The following is a 25104-nucleotide window of genomic DNA, read 5'->3' on the forward strand; positions in this document are numbered from 1 at the left end:
TGAATTTATCAATGAAGATCAAAACAGAGAAAGATATAATTCGCTTAATAGAAAACGACGAATGGATGATGAATGTATTACAAATGGCAAAATCACTAGAGTTACCTGATTGGTGGGTTTGTGCCGGCTTTGTTCGTTCTAAAATTTGGGATACTTTACATGACTATGAAGCTAAAACGGCTATGCCTGATGTTGATGTGATTTATTATGATAGTCTACATCAAGATGAGATATACGAACAATCATTAGAAACGAAATTAATGAATATTGATGCTACTATTCCTTGGTCTGTAAAAAATCAAGCTCGTATGCATGTAGTGAATAATATGCCACCATATTCTTCTTCTGTTAATGCTATTTCTAAATTCCCTGAAACAGCAACGGCTTTAGGAGTTACACTTGATGAACTAAACAATGTTATATTAACAGCCCCATGTGGTATTGAAGATGTCCTTTCCTTACAAGTGAGACCAACAGCTCATTTTCTTAAATCGAAAGAACGATTACATATGTACAAAAACAGAGTTATAAAAAAGAATTGGCAAAGTAAGTGGCCTAACATCACAATCACATATCCAGAAATTTAGAAAGAGTGCCTCTCATTTATAGAAGCACCCTTTTCTTCATTTCAAAAAATGTATGACTGTTTCTGCAAATCTATCTGCTTCCTCATAATGAGGTGAATGACCGCTCTCTTCAAATACGATATACTTGCCGTTTCGGGCATCTTTATTAAATGTTTTAATTTGTTCTTCACACGTTACTACATCATGTTTTCCTACTATTAATAACATTAGATTTTGTACATCTTTTATTTTTGATAATAATGATGTATGACATGCTCCCTCTAATTTTAATCTATCAAAGTGCATTTTGGAGCGATTTGAAAATATTTCCCACTCTTCATCACTGTATAAACTCTCATCTGTCCTATCTTCCTTATTATTGTAAATCTCCATTCTTTTTTCTTCTAATTCAGCGCTTAATCTTATATAAGCTTCTAACAACTCTTCTGAACTAGCATCGCTAGATGAATAAGCAAAGCACTCTTTTGCTACTTCTTCTTTTCCATACTTTTTTAATAAATGCCCTGTCTTTTGCAACAAAGCTCTACTTGTTAATGCAAAATCAAAAGTTGGTCCTTCAAATATTATTTTCTCTATTGAACTTGGATATATCGACGCATAAAGCAATGCTACATATCCACCGAAAGAATGTCCAATTATAGACCACTTCTCAATTTGTAATACTTTTTTTAATTCCTCACAGTCTTCAATCAAATCATTTAATCCAAAAGCTTCGTCTTCAGTAATTTTTTCTGAACGACCAACACCTCTTTGATCTATCATAATTACATATAGAGAATCTTTTAAACGTTCCGCTTGATGAAATGAAAAATCATAACAACTCTCTCCTGGTCCACCATGCAAGTATAAGACTGGCTTATTTTTAGGATTTCCATGTGTTTCAACGTATAGCTTTTTCCCTCTAATATTCATATACTCTCCTGTTTCTATCAAATTCGCCATAAACATCACCATCTTCTTTTTTCACTGAATATTATAACATTTAATGTTAAATAATCCCTATTACATTTAAGAAGACGATAATGATTGCGAGCGGTGCTACAAATCGAAGTAAAAATGCCCAACAAGTAAATACTTTCTTTCCATAATTTCCACCTACAAAAAACTCTGCTTCTAGTATCTTCTTTTCCATTTTGAATGAAACGAAAATACTAATAAATAGTGCTCCAAGTGGCATTAATATATTACTAGATAAGAAGTCTACTGCATCAAAAATATTCTTTCCGAAAATCGTAATATCACTCCATACTCCAAATGATAACGCTGATGGTATACCTACTAAGAAAATGCCGAAACCGATCAGCCATGATAATTTCGTTCTCTTTTCTTGTTCACCATTTGCTAATGCTGAAACAACAGTTTCTAGTAGAGAAAATGCCGATGTTAATGTCGCAAATGTAAATAGTGCAAGGAATACTGTTAAGAAAAATCCACCGAATGGGATTTGACTAAATACAGATGGTAATACGATAAATAGTAATCCAGGTCCTTCTGTCGGCTCCATTCCTAATGAAAATACGGCCGGAAAAATGGCAAGACCTGCAAATAAAGAAACAAATAAATTCAATCCAACAATTGTTATTGCTGATTTTGGTAAACTTTCTTTTTTATTTAAATAGGAACTATAGGTAACCATAATTGAAATCCCGATACTAATTGCAAAGAATGATTGCCCCATTGCGAACAAAATACTTTCCGAAGTAATCTTTGAGAAATCTGGTTGTAAGAAAAACTTCACACCTTTCATAGCATCATCAAGTGTTAACGAACGAATAATAAGAGCGACAAATAAAACGAACAATGCTGGCAACATATATTTACTTGCTTTTTCAATTCCGTTTTGTACACCCTTTGATACAACCCATATCGTAATGAACATAAAAGCGAAATGTCCCATAATAGCCCAAGTGGGATTCCCAATTGTTTCAGTAAATAATGCTCCGTAATTTTGTCCCGGTGCAATTAGTTGTCCAGTAATTCCTCTGAATAAATAAATTAACACCCATCCACCTACAACACTATAAAATGAAAGTAGTATAAAACACGTTCCAACACCAAGGCGTCCAATCCAGTGCCACCCTGTATTTGGTGCAATACTTTTAAATGCGCCAACTGCTTGTTTCTGCGTACTACGTCCAATCATAAATTCAGCTATAAGTAGTGGTAATCCAATTAATATAGTAAATAATATAAAGATTAAAAAGAATGCTCCTCCCCCGCTCTTCCCGGCGATATAAGGAAACTTCCATATTGCGCCAAGTCCAATTGCTGATCCTGCTGCAGCCATTATAAAACCTAATTTCGAAGTCCATTGCTCCGTTTGTTTCATCTCATTTTCCTCCTAATTAAATCTTTTTATATAGATAAATAAATTTTATAGACCTATCCAAATAAACCCTCCACTTCTTTTTCCATATAATAAAAAAATGGCCTAGCATCTCTATATAAAGAGACGCTAAGCCATTTACTTAACGCGGTACCACCCTTATTGATTCCATTATGAATCCACCTTAGTAGTAATCGTTTGATTACAAACCTAATATCGAAGGTTAACCGTTAAGATTTACTAAGAATGTGATTCCGTTCCACCTTACTGCTCCTAGGCGAGTTCAGGATGTCATTTGACTATGTCGCACCAACCCATAGCTCTCTGTACAAATACATGACCTTACTACTCCTATTCAACACATTGTAATATTTAGAATATATTTTCTTTTGAAATTAATATGAAGTATATCGGTTATATTTGTAACTGTCAAGGGGTATATTAATTTTTTGTCGAAATGGTTCATATTGATAACTCACTTTTACTAAGCTTATTAGCAAAAGAAAGAGTCTATATTTTCATCTTTTTACGGTATAAGACGAGTACAATCTCTCGGAAAAGCACTCGCCTCTCGTACATTTGTTAATTCTAATAGTTTATATACAATCCTTTCTAACCCAATTCCGAAACCTCCATGCGGGGGACAACCGTATCGGAATGTATTTAAATAAGATTGAAATTTCTCTGGGTGTAATCCTTTTTCTTTAAACGAAGCGAGTAACATTTCATAATTATGAATTCGCTGTGCCCCTGACGTTATTTCTAACCCTTTATATAATAAGTCGAATGAATCAGTAATAGCTGGATTCTCTTTATTTTGCATCGTATACATCGGTCTCGCTTCTTTCGGATAATGTGTAATGAAAACAAATTCACTATTATATGTTTCCTTTACATATTTCCCTAGTAACTTTTCACCTTCTGTATCTAAATCCCCTACAGGAGATTCTTTACGATACTTACTTTTCAAAATTTCTTGTGCTTCTAACAATGTAATTTTAGGTATTTCAGTAATAACAGGTACTTCTATTTGTAATAGTTGTAGTTCTATTTCACATTTTTTCGCTACTTGTTGAAACATATATCGTAAAACATCCGTTTCTAGTTGCATCACTTCATAAAAATCATGAATAAAACCAAGTTCTACGTCTAACGATATATATTCATTCAAATGACGGGAAGAATTATGATGTTCCGCTCTATATACAGGTGCAATTTCAAAAACTCGTTCTAACCCACCTGCCACCATCATTTGCTTATAGAACTGTGGTGATTGTGCTAAATAAGCTTCTTTTTGGAAGTATGGAAGCTTAAAAACATTTGCTCCTCCTTCTGCCCCTTGCGAAACAATTTTCGGCGTAAAGATCCGTGTGAAATCGTTCTCTATAAGAATTTCACTAAAGCTCTGAACGAGTGTAGATTTCACTTTAAAAATCGCTGCGGTTCGCTCATGCCTTAATGATATTACTCGCTCATTAAGTAGTTGATCTAAGCCCACTTGTAACTTCTTTTTATTTATTTCAAATGGAAGTGGTTCTGCACCGTTTATTACTTTCACTTCATGAGCAAGTACTTCAACACCCAATTCTGTTTTCGACGTCTCGACTATTTCACCGATTACATGGACAACACTTTCTACATCAACTTTATATCCAGCCAATCCATTCTCTAATACACATTGAATTACTCCTGTTCTGTCCCGTAATAATAAAAAACTAACATTTCCAAGATGCCGAATTTTTTTTACCCATCCTTGAAGTAATACAACCTTTCCACTTTGCTTTGTACATTCTTTTGTGAGTGAACGCTTCATTATTGAATTCATTATTTTTCCCTCCAGTAATTTTATATTTATTTACGTTATTGTTGTCATCGTCATCATCCACGGTCACTCACCCCCTTTCAAAGAATACAAAAATCCGCCCCTATAAATAGGGACGGATTTTTTTCCGCGGTACCACCCAAATTGTCATACTGACCATCTTAGCCCTGATAACGGTAGGTACCGTTTGCTTTTACTAATAATCACGTTCAAAGCAACACTCACAGGTGTCTTTCCATCATGCGGTATCACAACCTTCTCAGCAACCGGCTGCTCTCTGTAGACCTTTGCACCATGTACTTTTCCTGATCATCACTTTTTATATTTACAGAGTATTCTAACTTCTAACTTTATAAAATGCAAGATTTTTTTGAAACATTCTGATTTTCTAACTCCTAACTGCTTCTAAAACGGGAAAAGTTAATTTTGTAATACATATTCTTATGTATCAAATCCGAAATTACACATCTAATATTTTCCTATTTTTTACATAAAAACCGTATTTTTCACGCATATTAATAAACAAATTTAAAGTGAGGTGTGCATATGCAAAAAGCAATTAGTTTCTTTCTCCTATTGTTTTGCCTAATTGTAGTAAACGAAACATACGCCTATTCACCAAAATCTTTACCAATCTCTCAAAACTCTGGTCAATGGCTAGTGAATATTGATAAACCGAAAAAAACAAACAAAAATATGCTTCAAGCTAAAAAAGATGAATTTCAAACATATCATTTTTCAGTAAAGAATATCGGGAATAGTGAAGTATATAACGTAAACGTCGAAGTATTCCGCAACGAACCAAATAAGAAAACGAAATATGAACTCTTTTCCCTAAAGGAAAGTCGTTTAGCAAGTGGAAAAACTGGATTTGAACACGCTAATTTACCTGTTGCTACAAAAGCGGATGAGGTTGATGTTATTATTACATGGCAAGAACACCCATTCCGATTGATGCGAAATGGTCAAAAAGTTGAATCTAGAAAATTTAAAGAACATTTTGTTTTTAAAGAAGCTAAAAAGTAAATGGGATACGGATATATTCACACTATCATTGATATAGCTTTATTTACTAGTACCAGTTCGTAAGCAAATTAAAAAGTCGTGGCTTATAATGCCACGACTTTTTATATTAATTCGTACTAATGCCTCTCGCTGCCCAAATACGATCGATATCAGCAGCATGTTGTCCGCCATATAAAAGAGCATCTGCTTGCTTAATCGCTTTTGCTCCATCACTGAATTTAGAGTTTGGTGTTAATGACCAGTGTGATTGTAAAATGATTTTTGTTGCTACATCACGGCCAAAAGCTTGTGCCATTTCGTATTGACCTTGTGCCCAAATTTCACCATCATCATGCACTTCATTCGTTATATCTTTCGGATATACTTTATTCGTATCTAATCGGCGTAAGCATGTTGGATCTGAACTAGAGTAAGCTGTCGCATCCCATTCTCCAACACATGCTTTTCCGTATCCTGTAGTCGATACTGCATCTTCATATGTAGCACCTAAGAAGTCGCCAAATCCTTCTCCCATCGCTCCGCCTTCTGCTGAACTACCAAAGCCAGGAACTTGGTTATCTTGAATCGAATGCCCATACTCATGTGCGATAATACCAGCATCTTCTGCATCATCAACACCGCCAGTACCGAAAGTTAAAGCTTTTGTTGATGGAGAATAGAATGAATTATCATCAGTTGTACCATTAACATTCACTTTTATCGAACGGTTATTAATATTTTTAAAACCTAACCCTTGAATGTAACGCTGTAATGTATCGATATGATAATACGACATCACATCTTCAAAGCTATCATTTGCACGTGTATAGTTAAATTGTAAATTCGTAGATTTTGTTTTCGCTTTTGAAGAAATCGTTACATATTCTCCAATTAAAAAACCTGTCCCATCTAAGCCTTTTAAAGTAACAGTTTTTAATTGATTCGTTAGCGCTGTTGAATCTGCATCGTTATTATCTTTTAAGCCTACTTTACTACCGCTAGATACGACTGGGTTAGGTAAAAATACTTTTCCTGACCCTTCAGCTTTTCGGTTTATATCAACTTTTTTAATTAACTTTCCATTTTCTGCATCAATAAATGTTTCCCATGCACCAAATGGATTATTAGAATGGACTACAACTTTATATACTGGACGAGCAATTCCTTCTTCAACAATATATCCGAACTCTTTATCTGTAGGAGCCCATAAATTTTGCTCACTTGCTTCTCCAACATACGCCATTGATTTTTGTATTGCATCTTTTTCACTAATTTTTGTCGTTACTTCCTTCACACCTGTAACAGGCTGATAATCAGAAACAGCGAGTACTCCCTTTCCCTCTCCGTTAAGCGTAACTGTTATTTGTTTTGAAAATACAGGAGCACCATTAACAACTTGTTGGAACCTAACATATGAAGCTACTGACGTTTCTGTTGTAGAAATATATTGCAAGTCTGAAAGGTCTGCCTTCAATCCATACTGCGCAGCATTTTCTTTTAAATATTCAGTTGCTTTTTTCTGTGGCGAATAAGCTTCTAACTTTACTTGCTGTTGTTTTTCCAATGCCGAAACCGTAGAAATCGTCCCCATTACTAACGGCACAGTCATTGCCATTGCCACCATTTTTTTATTAAACATAGAACCACTCCCCCTAATAAAGTAGCTCAACCTTATCCCGTTACCACTCAGCAATCATTCTCCACAAAATGGAGGGATAAAAATTGAATCTAGGAGTAATTCTCTATGGACAATTCTATTACCTTTCCATTTGAGGTAAGTGAAATTTTCTCAATATTTATGTGTAAAGTGAAAACAATACTGTAGAAATATATTTCTACAGTATTGTTTTCGGTACGCTATGAAAAAAGAAACTTGCTAGTAATCCTATCGAATGTATAGTCAAATAAATTCTAATCATACAAAAAAGGAAGTTGGAATCATTCCAACTTCCTTTTTTCTTTAATTAGCCGCACTTAATTTAATTCTAAGTTTTGTCTCACCTAAAGAAAGTTCATCGTCTTCGTTCGTTAAGTGACCAAATGTAAATTGTTTAACGAGTAAGTTTTCTTCCAATAAATCTTTATGGTTCGTTAACGTTCGCTGTAGCTCTACTTCTGTATCGAGAATAACATCGACTCGTAAATTAACTGGTAAATTCAACTGTTTACGATATTCTTGAACCGCACGAATGAATTCACGCGCTACTCCTTCTTGTAACAATTCTTCCGTTACATTCGTATCTAACATAACTGTGTATTGTCCGTTAGTCGTATTAGAAAATCCTGATTTTGCAACTTTCTCAACTAACACATCTTCAGCAGTTACAACTACTTCTTCTCCTGGTGTTGCTTCGTAAACTGCTCTTCCTGTTGATACAAAGTTTTGCACTTCTTCTTGTGATAATTGTTTTAGCCAACCATTCACTGCATTCACATTTTTACCGAACTTCGGCCCCGCTGTTTTAAAATTAAGCTTCAATTGATATGATGTGTATTTTGTTTCATCGAGTTCAACATGGAACGCTTTTACATTTAACTCATCCATAACGATATCACGATAAGATTCCCAATCCATATCATTCTCGTTATGCTCAAGTAATACAAGTTCTGCTAGCGGCTGTTTTACTTTTAAAGAATGCTGATTACGGTTACTTCTTCCAAGTTCAACAACTTGTAAAACAGCATCCATTTCCGCTTCTAATTTCGGCTGAAGTAGTAATTCATTTACAACTGGATAATCAGCTAAATGAACACTACTTCCTTCTAAATTAAGATGAATGTCTTCCGCGACAAACGGTGTGAATGGTGCAATTAATTTACTAATTGTTACAAGTACTTCATGAAGTGTCTCATACGCAGCAGCTTTTTCAGCGTTCATACCAGATTCCCAGAAACGATTACGTGAGCGTCTTACATACCAGTTACTCACTTCATCTACAAGTGCTGCAATTTCACGAGCTGCATTCGTAAATTGATAATCATCAAGTGCTGTTCTCACTTTTTTCGTTGTACTATGCAATCTTGATAATACCCATTCGTCTAATTTCGTAAGCTTTACATTATACGTTTCTTTCGGATTATACTCATCTAAATTTGCATATAAAACGTAGAAGCTATACACATTGACTAATGTATCTACAAATTTAGATTTCGCTTCCAGTACTGTTCTTTCAGAAAAACGCTTCGCATTCCACGGGGCACTATCAACAAGTAAAGCCCATCTTAGCGCATCTGCACCAAACTTATCTACTAAATCAACTGGGTCTAGTGCATTCCCTTTACTTTTAGACATTTTCTGTCCTTCTTCATCTAAGACATGCCCTAATGATAACACTCGTTTATACGGTACTTTTCCTGTATACAGTGCTGAGACTGCTAATAAACTATAAAACCAGCCGCGTGTTTGATCAATTCCTTCTGCAATAACATCCGCTGGAAACTGCTCTTCAAATAACTCTTTATTTTCAAATGGGTAATGATATTGTGCAAATGGCATAGAACCACTATCAAACCAAACATCAATTACTTCTGGTGTACGATTCATTGTTCCTCCGCATTTCCCGCAGCAGACTTGCACTTCATCTACATAAGGCTTATGCAATTCCAAATCTTCTGGTGTTTCGTTCGTACTATGCTTTCTTAATTCAGCAATGCTTTTCGGTGCGAACTGATGATTACAACTTTCACATTCCCATACGTTTAATGGCGTTCCCCAATATCTATTTCGGCTAATATTCCAGTCCACCATATTTTCTAAAAACTTACCAAATCGTCCATGTTTCATATGATCCGGATACCAAGTAACAGAATCATTATTTTGTAAAAATGTATCTTTAATTGCAGTTGTTCGGATTAACCAACTTTCTCCTGCATAATAAAGTAGTGGTGAATCACAACGCCAGCAATGCGGATAGCTATGTTCATATTTTTCTTTATGATACAGTAAACCTTCCTTCGCTAAATAACGAACGATATCCACGTCACAATCTTTTACAAATTTTCCTTTCAAAAATGGTACTGCTTCTGTATACTCACCTTTTTCATCTACAACGTGCAAGAATGACAATCCTTCACTTTGAACGACTCTATAATCATCCTCTCCATATGCTGGAGCAATATGAACAAGTCCTGTACCACTATCTGCTGTTACAAAATCTGCTGCGATAACGCGGTAACCATTTGTAACTTCTTTCATCGGAAATGGGGCTGCATAAGATGTGTTTAATAATTCTTCGCCTTTATGAACAGATAATACTTCATAATTCTCTTTTAATACTTCTTGTACACGTTCTTTCGCAACAATATATACATGACCTTCTTGTTTTGCTTTAACGTATTCCATATTTGGATGGACAGCAAGCGCTACGTTTGCTGGAAGTGTCCAAGGTGTCGTTGTCCAACCTAAGAAATACTCATTTTCACTATCTTCCACTTTAAACTTCACAGTTGCACTTAAATCTTTTACTGTTTTATACCCCTGTGCAACCTCATGTGAGCTCAATGAGGTTTGGCAGCTTGGGCAGTATGGTGAAACTCTATGTCCTTTATATAACAATCCTTTTTCATGGATCGTCCCCAAAATATGCCATACACTTTCGATATATGGATTCTCTAAAGTTACATATGGATCATCCATATCTACCCAATAACCAATACTTTCAGTGAATTCACGCCACTGCTTTTCATATGTGAAAACACTCTCTTTACACTTTTGAATAAATGGTTCAATACCATATTCTTCGATCTCATGTTTACCAGAAATACCAAGTTGCTTCTCAACACCTAGTTCTACAGGTAAACCGTGTGTATCCCATCCTGCTTTTCTTACTACTTTATAACCAGCCATCGTTTTATATCTTGCTACTAAATCTTTAATTGCCCGACCAAGTGCATGGCCGACGTGTGGTAAACCGTTCGCCGTTGGTGGCCCTTCATAAAACACAAACGATTGCGCGCCTTCTCGATTCTGAATTGATTGTTCAAAAATGCTTTGTTCGTTCCACTGCTTACGAATACGTGTTTCTCTCCCTACAGCTGACTCTTTTACATCTACTTTCTTCATCTACAATCACTCCTTTGAATGTTTTAAAAGCACACAAAAAACCCGCCCCTATGAAGTAGGGACGGGTTTACCCGCGTTACCACCCTAATTCTATTAGCTTTTCACTAATAGCGCTTAGCAACGTACTATCATACGTGTTCTTTGTAACGGTAGACATCCGTCCGGGCTTACTCACTTTCAGCCTCGGCTCCTCGGAGATGATTTTCAAATAACTTCTGCCCACCGGCTTTCAGCAATATACCGGCTCTCTGGAGAACAGTTCACTATTTTACTCTTTCTCGTCTTCAGATTTGTATACTTTATTAAAAGTTATTTTATGCCATTTGACAACTAATTGTCAACTAATTCAAAATATATTCTTATCCTTATCCCCTATTCTTATACAATTACTTTTCAAATTCTCGCAATGCTGCTAAATTTTCATCATCCTCAATAAGTTCAACAAAGAATCCCGAGTCATCCTCACGAAGGACAATTTCAAGCTCTTCCTTCGCCTCTTCATTTCTATTTAACTGTGCTAAATAACAAGCACGATCATATCTTGCTAACAAATCACTTGCATCCATTGTTAATACTTCATTTGTTATTTTTTCTGCCTTTAGTGTTTGGCCGGCACCATGATATGAAGACGCTAAAGAAAGAAGAATTACTGTTTCATTTGGATGATGTATAGAAGCATTTTCTAATACTTGAATTGCCTCTTCAAACCTTTCTTGACTTTGATATATCTCTCCTAAAGCAAGAAATGCTCTACTTACGAACGGTGTTTGGTCCGTTAATTGTAAGGTAATCTTTTCTGCTTTTCTTTCTTCCCCTGCTTTAAAGAATACTTGTGCTTGCAGAAGAAGAGTATCATAATCATCTGGTAGTTCTCGAACCATTTGCTTCGTTAATTCCAAAGCATCTCTTAACATATCTTCTTCCTCGCACTCAACGAAAAGATTTACAAGTTGCTTCGCTACTTCATAATCCCATCTATTTTCTAGTGATGTGTGCAAAATCTCTATCGCTTCTTTATTCATCTCTACATTCTCATAAAATAGCGCAAATCGCTGTGCTGCCATACTATTTTTCGGATTTAACTTTAAAGAGATTTCATATAAATCAATTATCATAGTAACCATTGAAATTTCTTTCGCACGATTTTTCATACGATAAAAAGCTCTCGTAATGATAGATCGTTTCGGCTGTTCATGCAGCTGGCGTTCAATCCATATTTCCGTAACCGCAGCTGCAGCATACATGAATGCTGTACTTCTTTCTGCTTTTTTCACCTTTAACGTATGAAGAAAATCTCGTATGTTAGACAATTTTTTATGTTGCTCTACTGCTTTTACATAAACATCAAATATACGTTCATTATCAAAATCTTTTTGTATTACTTTCATTGCAACTTCAATTGCTTTTACATTTCTTTTTTTCACTAATACTTTTGCATAATGATATAGAACTTCTATATGCTCACCATCTAATTGTAGCGCGTATTCAATCTGTGCTTGTTCTTTATCTATTTCATTCATCGCACCGTACACATATGCAATCGCATCTAAACGCCATATTTCAGGTACTTCTTCCGCTAATTGTTCTAGTTCAGTCAACAATTCTTCCTGAAGATTCATATCTACTGAAAGCTGTGCCAAATATTCCATATTAATATGCAACGGCTCTTCTTTCATCGCCTGAACCATATGACTTTGTTCTTTAAAACGGTTTTCTTCTTTTTCGTATATTTCCGCAAGCTGTAAATGTACACCTACGAAATTCCCATCAAGCTCTAAACATGTTTCATACGCTTGTTTTGCTTCCGTCAATTGTCCTAATGCCATAAGTGTTTCACCAATTCGGTAATACGGTAATGCCGTTTCCTTTTGTTCTATCGCCTTACTATATCTTTTCATCGCTTGGCCGTACTGTCCAATAGATTCATATAAAATACCTGCATAACAACCGTACTCACTTACTTCATTTCTTTCTTTGTGTAACGTTCTTAAAAACGCTATACCTCGTTGTACAAATTCCGTTCCTTTAATTCGATTCACATATTCATCTAACGCACTTGCTACATTATAATCACTTTTCTTTATACCATTTTCTAACTTAGATAGCGCTACTTTAAACCCTTCTTCATTTCCACCAAGTTCAATTTCAGCATCCCATAAAACCATTCCTGCATTCATGAGGAAATCTTGGCTCTTTTCAATTTGCTTCTCAAGACCAAGAATATATTCTTTTGCTTCCTTGTATTGTTCTCTTGCCATATACACTTGTGTAAGTCCGAAGTGAGAATAAACATCCTCATCATTTTCTTCTAAAGCACGCTTATACAATACTTCTGCTTCTTCCAAGCTATCATTTTGAAAATGATAGTCACCTAATTTTACGTAAAGAGGTGCTTTATCATCACAATTCTCAATACCGTTTAATAAAATTTCTTTCGTACTTTCCTCATCCTTCAAATCAGATTCGTATATTTCCGAAAGTTTCGTATAAATGTAAGGTGCATTACTATCCAAAAGAATCGCTACTTTAAGCCCTTTTATTGCTAAATATAATTTTCCTAGTTGATGTGCACATCTCGCTCGTTCATACCATACATGTGCTTCATATTTATACTCTTTTAACAAGTCATTAAAGATTTCATATGCTTCTTCATATCTTTCTAAATCTATTAATATTAAACCGTGATTCGTTAAAGTAAACCTTTCAGGACTACGCTCTAACGCAACTTGAGAGTATTGCAATGCTTTTTCAGATTGATCAATATACATATAGGATAAAGCGAGAAAACTCCAAGCAATAGGCTGATCTGCGTCTAATTGTAACGATGAACGAAAGCTTGAAATTGCTTCTATATAACTTTCCTGCTCAAAAGCATATCTTCCATTTATCAAATGATATAATGCACGATTATTTTTCTTCTCAACGCTTGTCAGCATTTGCTCGGCTTTGTCTACTTCCTGAAGACGAATAAAACACTGTGCACCATGCAATTTAACAAAGTCCGAGTTCGGAAACTTTTCCATTAACTTATCGATACAATATAAAATAAATTCTTTATCTACTTCAACATCTAAGTGCTTTATCGTATATAACCACGTATTTGGATTATCACTCGTTTCTTTTAAAAATTGTACTAAGTTACTAATTCCCTCTTTGTCATGTTCATCTAAATGATCCGTAAGAGAAAAAATAGATTTAAAATAACGATTTTCTTCTTCACTTAGAAACGCTAGTTGCTCCTTCTTTTCTTTCGGAACAAACGTGATTGCTAAACAGCCTGTATAACGATATTTTTCTTGTAATTTACTATATTCCACAAGAACTGGTTCTATAAAGTTTGGATCTTGAACATAGAAAGCTTGCAATGTATCATCATATCCAGATAGAACTTGTACGTGTGAAGCATGCTCAATATCTATACTTAATAAAACAGGAATTCCTTCGTCAATCAGTCTCTTATAATTCTCTTCATTCCCTTTAAAATAACGATATTCATAACCTAATTCTTCTAAATAAGAAACAGTATCTGAAAACTTCGAACCTGTCATATCAAAAATAAACTCTGCTATTTCATCTTGTGTACGTTTCTCTCCCCATATACGCAACATCATCTCTAAACTTGTCGGAACACAATAATTATCCTTTTGTACAATAGGAACTATCGGCAAGTGAACCTTTTTTCCATCCGGATTTTTTTCTAAATTATGATATAAAGATTCTTTTAAACTCTTTTCTTCTTTTAATAGTTTTTGTAAATCTGCAAATTTATTCATTTTGTACAGTGCTTCTGCACGTAAATGTACAAAGTAAGTATTATAGGCATGATACGGCAGCTGAGTATTTATGTTATCTATTACCGCTAACATCTCTTCATATCGCTCTAAATCTAATAAATACTTTATCTTCTCAAAATGAAAATATGGTACTTGTGGGAATTTTACAATTGCATCATCGATTAACTGTATCGCGCGTTTTTGTTCTCCTTTATTCGCATACAATTGTGATAATAAATAGGTAGATAACTCTTCACAATCTTCATGCTGCATGCCAGCAATAAATTGTTCTTCCGCTTTCTCCCATTCACCTGTATGCATATAAACGTAGCCCCATTTATCAAACACTGAGCGTGCACTGTACTCCTCTGCTTTTTGCATATACATTAACGCTTCTTCGTTTCGTTTCATTTCTAAAAGACATCGTACTAACGTAAAATATGTTTTCGCTAAAAAATCTGCATCTATTTCTTCTTTATTACTCTCTTCTAAAGTTTCTTTTAACAACTGCTCCGCTTCAAGAATTTTCCGCTCATCAATTAACTCATCACAATATAAAGAGAGCGTTCTCATATTTGGGAATTTTTTATAAGCGTAACGAATGAGGAATGAACTGTATTGGTGCATAAGCCCTTCATCAGTAAGGCGAATTAATATATCGAACTCCTTATGCGAAGGAATATTGGCAAGCCAATTCTTCACAGAGGATAAAGTATTCGTTTCTTTTATATATGCAATTTCATTATTTATTTCCTGTAATCCATCTACAAATCTCTTGTCTTTTAAACAAGTTTCTAACTGCTTAAAATCTAGCATGCATTCACCTCGAATTTATATTTAAACTGCTACTTGCTTAGATTTTACACACCATATAGTATGTATTCAACTAAAATCTCTTATAATGGATGGTATTAATTAATATTATTCAAATTTATAACAAAATATAGTAAAAATGATTGTTTTTCTCCGTATTTTGTTTAATTATATGGAATAACGTAACATGCGGTTTTAATCTTGTAGAAGCTGAAATTAGTACATAAAATTATATCGGCGATAATTCAAATATATCAGCGATTCTATGTCGAATATCGACTTATCGACATTAAACGACAATCCTTATACATCATACCTTTTAACAAACTATGTCACCAAATGTAATTTTCATATTGGGAGCGTATACAAAAGAAGAATACACATGAAATATTTTAAAAAATCGTAGTTCAGCTTCATATTGAGCTAGCGCATTATCATATGTTAATCCTCTGGCTATTAAACGTTCTACAAATTGTTGCTTATCACCCGGATCACCTGCAATCCCCTCTTCTTTTAATGATTGATACAAATCGTTTTTATCATTGTGATGCATATTTGAATCTAAAAAGTTCACTTTATCGCTTACTCTACATTCAATATTTTTCACACCTAATTCACTTAAATATATCGGTATTTTCATGCCTATATTGCCATCTTTACCATTTCTTTGCGTATCACTTTCAAATAATTTCTGCAAAACACCTAGCTGAATAAATTCCGATTGTTTCTCCCCATCTAGTAAATAAGAAGCCATATTAGAAATCCAATGTGGTTCAAAACAGATTATTTTCCCGCCTCCTTTTATATACAAAACTAAAGTTCTCTATATAATAGCCGTATTCCTACACTTTTCTTAAAATTTCAAAGCAAAAAAGCTAGTGTATTTTTAATAATACACTAGCTTTTTATTTGGAAGAAAAATTTAACAAGTACAATCACAATCAAAACAATCCGTACAGTCTAAATCGTCACAATCTGCTTTTCTCTTTCTTTTGTTTCTTTTAAGATAATAATATAGTAGCCCAAACAATAGTATACAAATAACAAAAGCTATTATTGCTTCTGTATACTTATTTTGAATCATAAAACCAATTCCACTTCCGCCTGAAATAAAAATTAGAATTAAGTAAATCCAGAACATCTATGTAAATACCTCCATTACTATATATCTTAAGATAATATCCATATAACACTAGAGGAAATGAATAATCCCATACCATTACCGCTTAACACACCAGTAGTTATTCTTAGCAAATTTGAGCTACTTCTCCATTTCCACTTTTGGGTGAACCCATCAATAAGTAACGGAATTTGAGCGAAAAATGATAGTATGATTGCCAAAAGAAATGAAGGTGTCATATAAAAATAAATTGGAAACATTAAAATACCAATAAGCATGCCTGTACAACGCGCACATAAAGGTATGTACTTTTGTAGTTTAAAAAAACTCCTATCTAATCTTCTATGACAAGGAATTTGTAAAATAAAAGTTCGAATCAATATGAATCACCCTCTCTAAAAAGATTTTAATTGATTTTGCAAAAAAAATATATATCCAATAAAAAAACAAACCAGGTTTATACTAGACCCAGTTTGTCAGTTTACTACTATGTTACATTTCCTCAGGTGCCTCCACCCCAAGTAAACGTAATCCTTCTTTTAATACAACCGTCACAGCATAAACCAATGCGAGTCTGCTGTCTTTTTCTTTGCTCTCTTCTAATATACGAACATTACCGTAATATTTATTGAATGATTGTGCTACATCTAATATATATTTCGAAATAATCGATGGCTCATTTTTATTGAAAGCTGCTTCAATTATTTGCGGGAATTTATTTAGTAATTTTACGACACTCCAGCTATGATCGTCTTTTAAAGCAAATGTACATGTTTCAAATTCTACACTTTCTTTTCTTAAAATAGAACAAGCACGTGCATGTGTGTACTGTACGTACGGGCCTGTTTCTCCTTCAAATTTCAGCATGTTTTCTAATGAGAATTCAATATTGTGCATACGCTCATTTTTTAAATCGTGGAAGATGACTGCACCAACACCGACTTGCTTTGCTACTACTTCTTTTTGTTTTAAGTTTGGATTTTTCTCTTCAATATTTTGTTTTGCAAGTTCGATTGCTTCTTCGAGTACTTCTTCAAGTAAAATAACTCTTCCTTTACGTGTCGACATTTTCTTACCATCTTTTAAAATGAAGCCAAACGGTACGTGTTCCATACCATCAACCCAAGTATAGCCAAGTTTTTTTAATACGGTGAAAAATTGATTGAAATGTAAGCTTTGTTCTGGACCAACAACATATAGCGCTTTATCAAACCCATAAGTGTTTTGACGATATAAAGCTGCCGTTAAGTCACGCGTTGCATAAATCGTCGCACCATCTGATTTTCTAATTAAGCAAGGCGGCATTCCTTCTTCTTCTAAATTAACGACTAATGCACCTTCTGATTCTTCAAGCAACTCATGTTCTTCTAAAATCCCAATAAAATCTTCCATTAAATTATTATAAAATGCTTCTCCCTGAAAATTAGTAAATTCTACGCCGAGAAGTTCATAAATGCGCGAAAATTCTTTAAGGGACTCATGACGGAACCAATTCCAAAGCTCTACCGCTTCTTCATCACCTTCTTCTAATTTCTTAAACCAAGCACGTCCTTCTTCTTCTAGTTCTTCGTCGTCTTTTACCTCTTCATGGAATTGGACATATAACTTAAATAGCTCACGTATTGGATCTTCTTTAACTACTGCTTCATTTCCCCATTTTTTATAAGCCGTAATTAACTTTCCAAACTGTGTTCCCCAATCTCCTATATAATTAATCCCTACAACTTCATAGCCACATTTTTCAGCGATATGTTTCAGCGAATTTCCTATCATTGTAGAACGTAAATGCCCCATCGAAAAAGGTTTCGCGATATTAGGAGAGGAATAATCAATTACTACTGTTTTTTCACAGCCAAAGTGGTTTTGACCGAACTCTTCTTTCTCCGCTAAAACTGTTTTTAATACTGCATCACTTACAGTTTCACGATTGAAAAATACATTTACATACGGACCAACGGCTTCTACTTTCGTAAAAAACGGATCATTTAATTTCTCAGCAACTTCCTTCGCGATAAGAGCTGGTGCTTTTTTATATTGCTTCGCTAATGAAAAACATGGGAACGCTGCATCTCCAAATTCATCTTGTTTCGGTGTTTCAATTAAATCTAAAATTTGTTTTTGCGTTAATTCATTCGTGAAAATATTAGATAAACTTTCCGCAAACTGCATTTTATAATCCATGATACAACCTCCTTATTTTTTAAAACACAAAAAACTCGTCTCTAAAAAAGAGACGAGTTTTAACCCGTGGTACCACCCTTGTTGTTCGTTACGAACCACTTTCCCGTTTATAACGAGGACAGGGGGGCCTCGGCTTTCTCTACTATTCGTTCAAGAAGCATCTCCGAAGTGCGCTTCATCTTTTTCTTCCGTACTAGGCTCACACCATCCCTAGCTCGCTTTCCTTCTAAAAAAGACTACTCTCTTCATCACAGACAGTATATTTAATTAATTATTGCTTATTATACATCTTTTCAAACAATTAGCAAGGGTCAATTACACCAAAATGAAACTTAGCACTTTTTCTTTTGTATACATGAAAATTGTGTTTTTCAAATCTAGAACTACGAAAATGATCTTTTAAAACAACACGTTTTCTCGCCACTCGTTTTGCCTCCGCAATTGTTTCGTCAGTAATATCATGATACAAAGCGAAGTGTTTTAATCCTTTAATTCCATCGGATTCTATGACAGTTTCTTCAAACATCGGATCAAGGTAAACGACATCATAACTATTGTCTTCACATTGCGCTAAAAATGAAAAATGCTCCGTTTGCTTTACTTGGATTCTTTGCATTGCTTCATCAATTTCAGAAACAGATGAAGACCATGTTTTCAAACCATTTTCCATAATATAAGCCATATATTCATTGCCTTCAAGTCCTGTTACTGTTCCACTTTCACCAACAACATAACTAGCTACAACACTATCTGATGCCATACCAAGCGTACAATCTAACACTCTCATTCCGCTCTCTAATTTAGCAGCTTGTACAAACGGATCGTGCTCTCCACGCATTAACCTTTTCACACGAAACATCGCTGAGTTCGGATGAAAGAAAAATGATTCTTCCGTACCTTTCGGATAAATAGCTAATCGGTTCTTTCCTACGACAAGTACATCTTGTTCATACTGTTCATGCAGCTTATGTACTGGTATGTCATTACGTTTAACGAAAGAAGCATTTAATTCTGCTGCTACCTTGTTTGCATAATCTGTCATTTCTTTGTTCGTTCTTCCTGCTGTTGTTACTATCATTCTTTCACCTCTATATAAAGAAAAGAGGGAGATTTACTCTCCCCCTTCTTTTAGCAATTCTTTTCGAAAGCTTGCTCTAAGTTCGTAATAATTTCGTCCATAGTTGCACCTTCAATTTCATGACGGTGAATGAAGTGAACAACTTCTTTTCCTTTTAATAATGCCATAGATGGTGAAGATGGAGGAATTTCTCCAAAGTATTCACGCATTTTTGCAGTAGCATCTTTATCTTGACCTGCGAATACAGTTACAAGATGATCAGGTTGTTTTTCAGCACGAACAACCGCTTGACCTGCTGATGGACGTGCTAAACCAGCTGCACAACCACAAACAGAGTTTACAACTACTAAAGTTGTACCTGATGTATTTTCCATAAATTCTGTTACAGCTTCTTCTGTAGTTAACTCTTCAAACCCAGAACGCACTAACTCTTGGCGCATTGGGATTACCATTTGGCGCATGTATTCTTCATAAGCATTTGACATCTTGTAATCTCTCCTTCAACTTTCATTCCAAATTCATCATATCACGCTCTATTAATAGGTGCAAAAGAAAGATAACGATGATTTCATTTTTTTGTAGGGATTTCACAAACCCCACCGCGGCAATGTCCCACTGGAACAAATTTTCTATTATTAGCGATATAATCGTATACTTTACTTCCAAAACCAAGTACGATGGATAGCTTTATAAAAGGAACGGCAAACCAATAAGATGGAACGGCCTTTGCTAATACATCTATGCTCTGAATGCCGTCATACCACTTATTATTTTTAAAAATATACAGTCTTTGTTCCATCTTACTTTGTAGTTCTTGAGAAAGCTTATATTTCTCAACTACATCTTCATTTCGAAATGAAACAAATTTCATCTTACCCTTTTTATCTAATTTTTTCGTACGTTCTGCAACGGCCGTACACATCGGACACCAACTATCATAGAAAACAATCATACATTATTCCCCTCGTATATTAATATTTAAGCCCTATCTCAGGCTTAGTTTTTCTCTCTAATAAGAGTCCAGTAATAAAGAAAATACTTGGACGTCTCAAGATATTTCTAGATAATGGTCTTAGGATCATTTGGGACAATTCTGTATTCCCCTGTGGATTTACCACACGAAAAGAGTGTTTCTCAGTGAACGCGCGGGGCTCCCTACTCGCAGGCTGAGCAGCCTGATCCTCGAACCTAGATGTTAGTAGCTCTAGGGCGGCTTTCGATTCAGGACTAGCTCTTATACACGAGGTTGTTGGTCGGCGTACACACTAGAGATATCTCGAGACGTCCAAGCAATGATTCTAAATCGAAAGGAGGTCTCTTACGTGAGATTATTTGTTGGTCTAGATGTAAGTTCGTTTGATATGAAAGTTTGCTTTTTAAATGGTGAAGGAGAAAAGCTAGATTCTTTTTCAGTCAGTAATGACTTACCAGGTGCACAGGTACTTAAAGAACGATTATTACAGTGCACAACCAATCAAGAGGTTGAAACTTTAAAAATCGGCTTAGAATCTACATCTGTTTACAGTTTTCACCCATCCATGTTTCTCCATCATGACGAAGACTTAAAAAGATTTGGCACAAAGGTATTTCTTCTAAATCCAAAACAAGTCGCAAACTTCAAGAAAAGTTATTCAGACATGAATAAGACTGACGAAATTGATGCCTTTGTCATCGCTGATTATTTACGATTTGGGCGAAATCAAATGTCCATCGTGAAAGAAAGTCAATACGTGGCATTACAGCAATTAACAAGAGCTCGTTATCAACTCGTTAGAATGTTGACAAAGGAGAAACAACATTTTCTACAACACCTAAGTTATAAATGTAATACGTTCTCACAAGAAGTCGATTCTTCTATATTTGGTAACGCCATGATGGAATTGTTCCTTGAAAAATTCAGTCTAGAAGAGCTAGCTGACATGCCTTTAGAGGAACTCGCTGAGTTCCTACAGGAAAAGAGTAAAAATCGATTTGGTGACCCGAAATGTGTCGCATCAACCATTCAAAAGGCTGTTCGCACGTCGTACCGTTTAGATAAGGTGGTAGAAGACTCAATCGATATTCTTTTAGGAACATCAATCGAAATCATTCGTACCTATCAAAGACAAATTAAAGAACTAGAAAAATCTATTAAGCGGATCATGGCTGGATTAACGCAAACATTAGAATCCATTCCTGGAATCGGGCCTATATATGCCGCTGGTATTATCGCTGAAATTGGCCAAATCGAAAGATTTGACGATGAAACCAAAATCGCAAAATATGCCGGGTTATATTGGCGTACATACCAGTCTGGCCGGTTCACCGCTGAAAATACTTCATTATCTCGTAATGGGAATCATTACTTGCGGTATTACTTAGTTGAAGCCGCCAACTCTGTAAGAAAGCATGTATTGGAATACCAAGAATATTACGCAAAAAAGTATAATGAAGTACCAAAACATCAACACAAACGTGCACTCGTTCTAACCGCAAGAAAATTTGTGCGATTGGTGGATGCGCTACTACGTAATCACCAACTCTTTACGCCTGAAAGGTGTGTGAAAGTGTGACATAAAACTTGTCATCGCTACCTTTCAATCAATTCCAGTATTTTACATGCGGTGCTGGTCTAGTTTCGTGATGTCTTTTTTAAGCAATTTGTCCTTTGATAACTTCAAAATATATTATTTTTCAGTTGACATACTACCGCAGGTCTTTACGAGACTCCGTCATTTGTTTCCATACAGAACCTTTTGCTTCTTCTCCGCCTTCAATACGCTCTAATGCTAGACGTGCTTGCATCGCTACTTCAAACTCTGGATCATCTTGCGCTGCTTTTAATGCTGGAATCGCACTTTCATCTCCAAGTTCAAATAAGAACATCGCTGCACGCCAGCGTACTAATTTACTTGGATCTTTCAGAGATTTAATCATAACGAACATCGCTGCCGGATCACCTACATCTGATAAACAATCTCCTGCAGTACGACGAACACTTACAGAGCGATCTAACAACGCTTTATATAATAACGGTAATACTTCATCACCTTTTACCATACCTAAATACGCTGTTGCTAAACGGCGTATTGAAACTTTTTCATCATCTAACGCCATCTTCAACACTGGAATATCTTCTTCAGTAGGATCCATTTGTTCTAATGCTGCAAAACGGTTTTTCCAGTCAGAATCTTTCATCATCTCTTCTGTTACTTTATATGGCTCACGCTTTTGAATCGTTACTTCAACAGCACCTGCTTGATTTAATAATTCTTTAACCGTTTCATTTACACGTTCTTCTGAATAAGCAGCAACAATCTCTTCTACTACTTCTTTCCCGATTTCTTCAAAATTACCGTAACGTGTACTTTGTTCTACCCATTTACGCTCTTTTACAACGTTTGGTGCAGACATTTGTACTTTCATAATTGATTCTTTGAAACGTTCTGGTAAGCCAACGCGTTCTTCCGATGTTCCATCTGTTAACTTTACTTGCATTGGAATTGTAAAGAACATTTGAACAAACACTTTCACTTCTCCAAAATGAGACAGTTGTTGTTCTTCACTTTCTTCCACTACTTCTTCGCCAAAAACAGCACGAACTTGTTGTAATAATACTTTCCAGTCATACTTTGCATTTCGCTCGACTGCTAAAAAGTCAGCTACATGATACACACCTTTAATGCCTTCAATTTTCAAAATTTCTTGCACTTGCATTGGTGCTTGTTCTTTATTTTCATTTGTATAATTATTACGCGCTCCTGATGGTAATACTTCATTCAAAATAACTTTCATTGTATTTGGACTTGGCGTCGGTTCAATTGCTTTAATCTTCACGTAAAAAACTCTCCTTTATTGCATGTTCTTAGCTGTATTGTAACATGTTATCACTCTATACTCCTACTCGGATGCTTAATTTTACTACTTTCTTCCCGCTACCATACTATTTCATTCTTTTTACATTTTAAATTAGGAACGGGATTTTAAAAGCTTTCGTTTCCGATGATTTTTATTTTTTATCCATTTCTTGAGGCATCGCCATTATTTTTGAAAAAAACACGCTAAACAAAAAAATATGTAAATAAGCTATCTATATGGATAGCTTATTTACATATTTTTCGTTATTGGAAGTTATTTATTTGCTAATAAATCTTCTGCGTAACATTTAATCATCATGTAACCTGCGTAACCGAACTGATCATACGTATCTGCTTCTTCTTTGGTCGCCTGTCTAAGTACTGAATATCCTTTCATTAACATACAATTCTCATCATGAACCATTTGTGAAGTGAAATACTCTGTTTCAATTCCATCTAATTCTAATGAACGATAGCCACTTATAAAACCATCCAATGCTGTTTCATGAATGGTTTTAATATGAACATCTATTTGTATTAACGTTTTACAACCTTTTAAATTTTCAGCCATAGGTGGGCTATCTCCGATCCAGTCCATCAAACCTGCTAAAAATCCCCTTCTACTATTTGGATCTGTTTCAATTACTCTACCACATGCAAATTTACTGTTATCTAAAGGAATAGTCCAAAATTGTCCTGGTACTAAATAACGATTTGATTTTGGTTTAAATGGATAGTTTATACTCATTGTTCTCCCCATCTCTTTTTTATCTATTGTATAACATATTCATGTAAAGTTAACATAACGTCTCATTATCGGTAGCAACAAAAAGGAGGATTCCTTACGCTCAGAAGGAATCCCTTTTTTTATTTTCTATCACTCGATTCATCTTTTTATACATTCCTATCCTGTGATGGGTTTTACGATTCTCGTTTGTTACTGGATTAGCCAAAAAACGTTCTAAAATTTTGTATACTCTTTACTTGTTTTTTCAAAAAAGCTGGCGGTATCCCCTCTTTAAGTTTATTAAAATACTTTCCACAATTTTTTCCGAAGCTATTACTTAAAATCACCTTTTATTACGATGCCCCCTCCCGCCTTCTCTCCAAAAAGGTAATACTCTCAATCACAACTTCAGTTCTATATATTCTCTTGCCTTGTTCATCATCGTAATTACTCGTCTGAATACGCCCTGTAATCCCAACAAGTGACCCCTTCTTACAATATTCAGTTACATTCTCAGCCGATTTTCGCCAAACGACACAATTAATAAAATCGACTTGTTGTTCACCTAAACTATTTCGAAATCCTCTATTCACCGCAATACATATTCTTGCATAAGCGACGCCTTGTTTTGTGTAGTATAATTCTGGCTCCTTTGTCAATCTACCGATTAATACAACTCGATTCATCATAAGTTATACCACCTCACATATTTTTCTTCATTGTAAGGAGAAGTATTTGAATAGTAAAAAGCACAAAATGATATATCCGTAAGTA

General features: G+C 35.0%; 18 protein-coding genes, 1 pseudogene and 4 other annotated features. Of the genes and pseudogenes, 3 read left to right on the plus strand and 16 right to left on the minus strand.

What is annotated here, in order from left to right; genetic code table 11:
* Positions 1-11 precede the first annotated feature (11 nt).
* Positions 12-587 (plus strand): nucleotidyltransferase family protein, encoded by a 576-nt coding sequence (locus tag MHI28_RS05850; RefSeq protein WP_000695364.1) that lies wholly within the window; start codon positions 12-14, stop codon positions 585-587.
* A gap of 36 nt (positions 588-623) precedes the next feature.
* Here the strand turns inward: MHI28_RS05850 and MHI28_RS05855 are convergent, their stop codons facing one another.
* The 3 genes from MHI28_RS05855 to aspS all read right to left on the minus strand — a co-directional run bounded on the left by MHI28_RS05855 (position 624) and on the right by aspS (position 4738).
* Complete coding sequence (locus tag MHI28_RS05855) at positions 624-1529, minus strand: alpha/beta fold hydrolase (RefSeq protein ID WP_001284944.1); 906 nt, start codon at positions 1527-1529, stop codon at positions 624-626.
* Between the two features lie 46 nt (positions 1530-1575).
* Positions 1576-2916, minus strand: coding sequence for a sodium-dependent transporter (locus tag MHI28_RS05860; protein ID WP_000814513.1), 1341 nt, complete (start codon positions 2914-2916; stop codon positions 1576-1578).
* Between the two features lie 116 nt (positions 2917-3032).
* Positions 3033-3281: a binding site (T-box leader), on the minus strand.
* 158 nt (positions 3282-3439) lie between these two features.
* Positions 3440-4738 (minus strand): aspartate--tRNA(Asn) ligase, encoded by a 1299-nt coding sequence (aspS, locus tag MHI28_RS05865; RefSeq protein ID WP_001084712.1) that lies wholly within the window; start codon positions 4736-4738, stop codon positions 3440-3442.
* A gap of 105 nt (positions 4739-4843) precedes the next feature.
* Positions 4844-5057 (minus strand) — a binding site (T-box leader).
* A gap of 224 nt (positions 5058-5281) precedes the next feature.
* Between aspS and MHI28_RS05870 the strand changes: the two genes are divergently transcribed.
* Positions 5282-5761 carry a hypothetical protein gene (locus MHI28_RS05870; RefSeq protein WP_001167923.1) on the plus strand — a complete coding sequence of 160 codons (480 nt, stop codon included), beginning with the start codon at positions 5282-5284 and terminating at the stop codon, positions 5759-5761.
* A gap of 106 nt (positions 5762-5867) precedes the next feature.
* On the opposite strand, the gene MHI28_RS05875 is transcribed toward MHI28_RS05870, so the two are convergent.
* The 10 genes and pseudogenes from MHI28_RS05875 to MHI28_RS05920 all read right to left on the minus strand — a co-directional run bounded on the left by MHI28_RS05875 (position 5868) and on the right by MHI28_RS05920 (position 20719).
* A complete protein-coding gene (locus MHI28_RS05875; protein ID WP_000482262.1) occupies positions 5868-7379 on the minus strand; it encodes a M36 family metallopeptidase in 1512 nt (503 codons plus the stop codon).
* A 321-nt stretch (positions 7380-7700) separates the two neighbouring features.
* On the minus strand, positions 7701-10802 hold the full coding sequence (ileS, locus tag MHI28_RS05880; protein ID WP_000754894.1) for an isoleucine--tRNA ligase: 3102 nt from the start codon (positions 10800-10802) through the stop codon (positions 7701-7703).
* Positions 10803-10856: 54 nt separating this feature from the next.
* Positions 10857-11096, minus strand: a binding site (T-box leader).
* 92 nt (positions 11097-11188) lie between these two features.
* Positions 11189-15391, minus strand: coding sequence for a bacteriocin-processing peptidase family protein (locus MHI28_RS05885; protein WP_000883827.1), 4203 nt, complete (start codon positions 15389-15391; stop codon positions 11189-11191).
* A gap of 316 nt (positions 15392-15707) precedes the next feature.
* Positions 15708-16193, minus strand: a pseudogene (locus MHI28_RS05890) (class I SAM-dependent methyltransferase); the annotation flags it as partial.
* A 117-nt stretch (positions 16194-16310) separates the two neighbouring features.
* Entirely contained in the window at positions 16311-16529 is a 219-nt protein-coding gene (locus MHI28_RS05895) for a hypothetical protein (RefSeq protein ID WP_000498601.1), read from the minus strand.
* A gap of 29 nt (positions 16530-16558) precedes the next feature.
* Positions 16559-16888: a DUF2085 domain-containing protein gene (locus MHI28_RS05900; RefSeq protein ID WP_000621475.1), complete on the minus strand. Its 330-nt coding sequence runs from the start codon at positions 16886-16888 to the stop codon at positions 16559-16561.
* 112 nt (positions 16889-17000) lie between these two features.
* Complete coding sequence (gene argS, locus MHI28_RS05905; protein ID WP_000384919.1) at positions 17001-18689, minus strand: arginine--tRNA ligase; 1689 nt, start codon at positions 18687-18689, stop codon at positions 17001-17003.
* Between the two features lie 45 nt (positions 18690-18734).
* Positions 18735-18950: a binding site (T-box leader), on the minus strand.
* 40 nt (positions 18951-18990) lie between these two features.
* The gene (locus MHI28_RS05910) at positions 18991-19767 is read right to left on the minus strand and encodes a class I SAM-dependent methyltransferase (protein ID WP_000637461.1); all 777 of its coding nucleotides are present in this window, start codon (positions 19765-19767) and stop codon (positions 18991-18993) included.
* Between the two features lie 50 nt (positions 19768-19817).
* Positions 19818-20252, minus strand: coding sequence for a BrxA/BrxB family bacilliredoxin (locus MHI28_RS05915; protein ID WP_000063706.1), 435 nt, complete (start codon positions 20250-20252; stop codon positions 19818-19820).
* Positions 20253-20335: 83 nt separating this feature from the next.
* On the minus strand, positions 20336-20719 hold the full coding sequence (locus MHI28_RS05920; protein ID WP_000634890.1) for a thiol-disulfide oxidoreductase DCC family protein: 384 nt from the start codon (positions 20717-20719) through the stop codon (positions 20336-20338).
* Positions 20720-21089: 370 nt separating this feature from the next.
* On the opposite strand from MHI28_RS05920, the gene MHI28_RS05925 reads away from it, so the two are divergent.
* On the plus strand, positions 21090-22319 hold the full coding sequence (locus MHI28_RS05925; protein ID WP_100909797.1) for an IS110 family transposase: 1230 nt from the start codon (positions 21090-21092) through the stop codon (positions 22317-22319).
* Between the two features lie 133 nt (positions 22320-22452).
* On the opposite strand, the gene MHI28_RS05930 is transcribed toward MHI28_RS05925, so the two are convergent.
* The 3 genes from MHI28_RS05930 to MHI28_RS05940 all read right to left on the minus strand — a co-directional run bounded on the left by MHI28_RS05930 (position 22453) and on the right by MHI28_RS05940 (position 25019).
* A complete protein-coding gene (locus MHI28_RS05930; protein ID WP_340827683.1) occupies positions 22453-23583 on the minus strand; it encodes a conserved virulence factor C family protein in 1131 nt (376 codons plus the stop codon).
* A gap of 294 nt (positions 23584-23877) precedes the next feature.
* Positions 23878-24351, minus strand: a complete 474-nt coding sequence (locus MHI28_RS05935; protein ID WP_000026686.1) for an Imm26 family immunity protein — start codon at positions 24349-24351, stop codon at positions 23878-23880.
* A 332-nt stretch (positions 24352-24683) separates the two neighbouring features.
* Positions 24684-25019 (minus strand): single-stranded DNA-binding protein, encoded by a 336-nt coding sequence (locus tag MHI28_RS05940; RefSeq protein ID WP_000982013.1) that lies wholly within the window; start codon positions 25017-25019, stop codon positions 24684-24686.
* Between the last annotated feature and the right edge of the window lie 85 nt (positions 25020-25104).

The organism is Bacillus sp. FSL K6-0268 (assembly GCF_038005425.1).
Lineage (GTDB): Bacteria > Bacillota > Bacilli > Bacillales > Bacillaceae_G > Bacillus_A > Bacillus_A thuringiensis_S.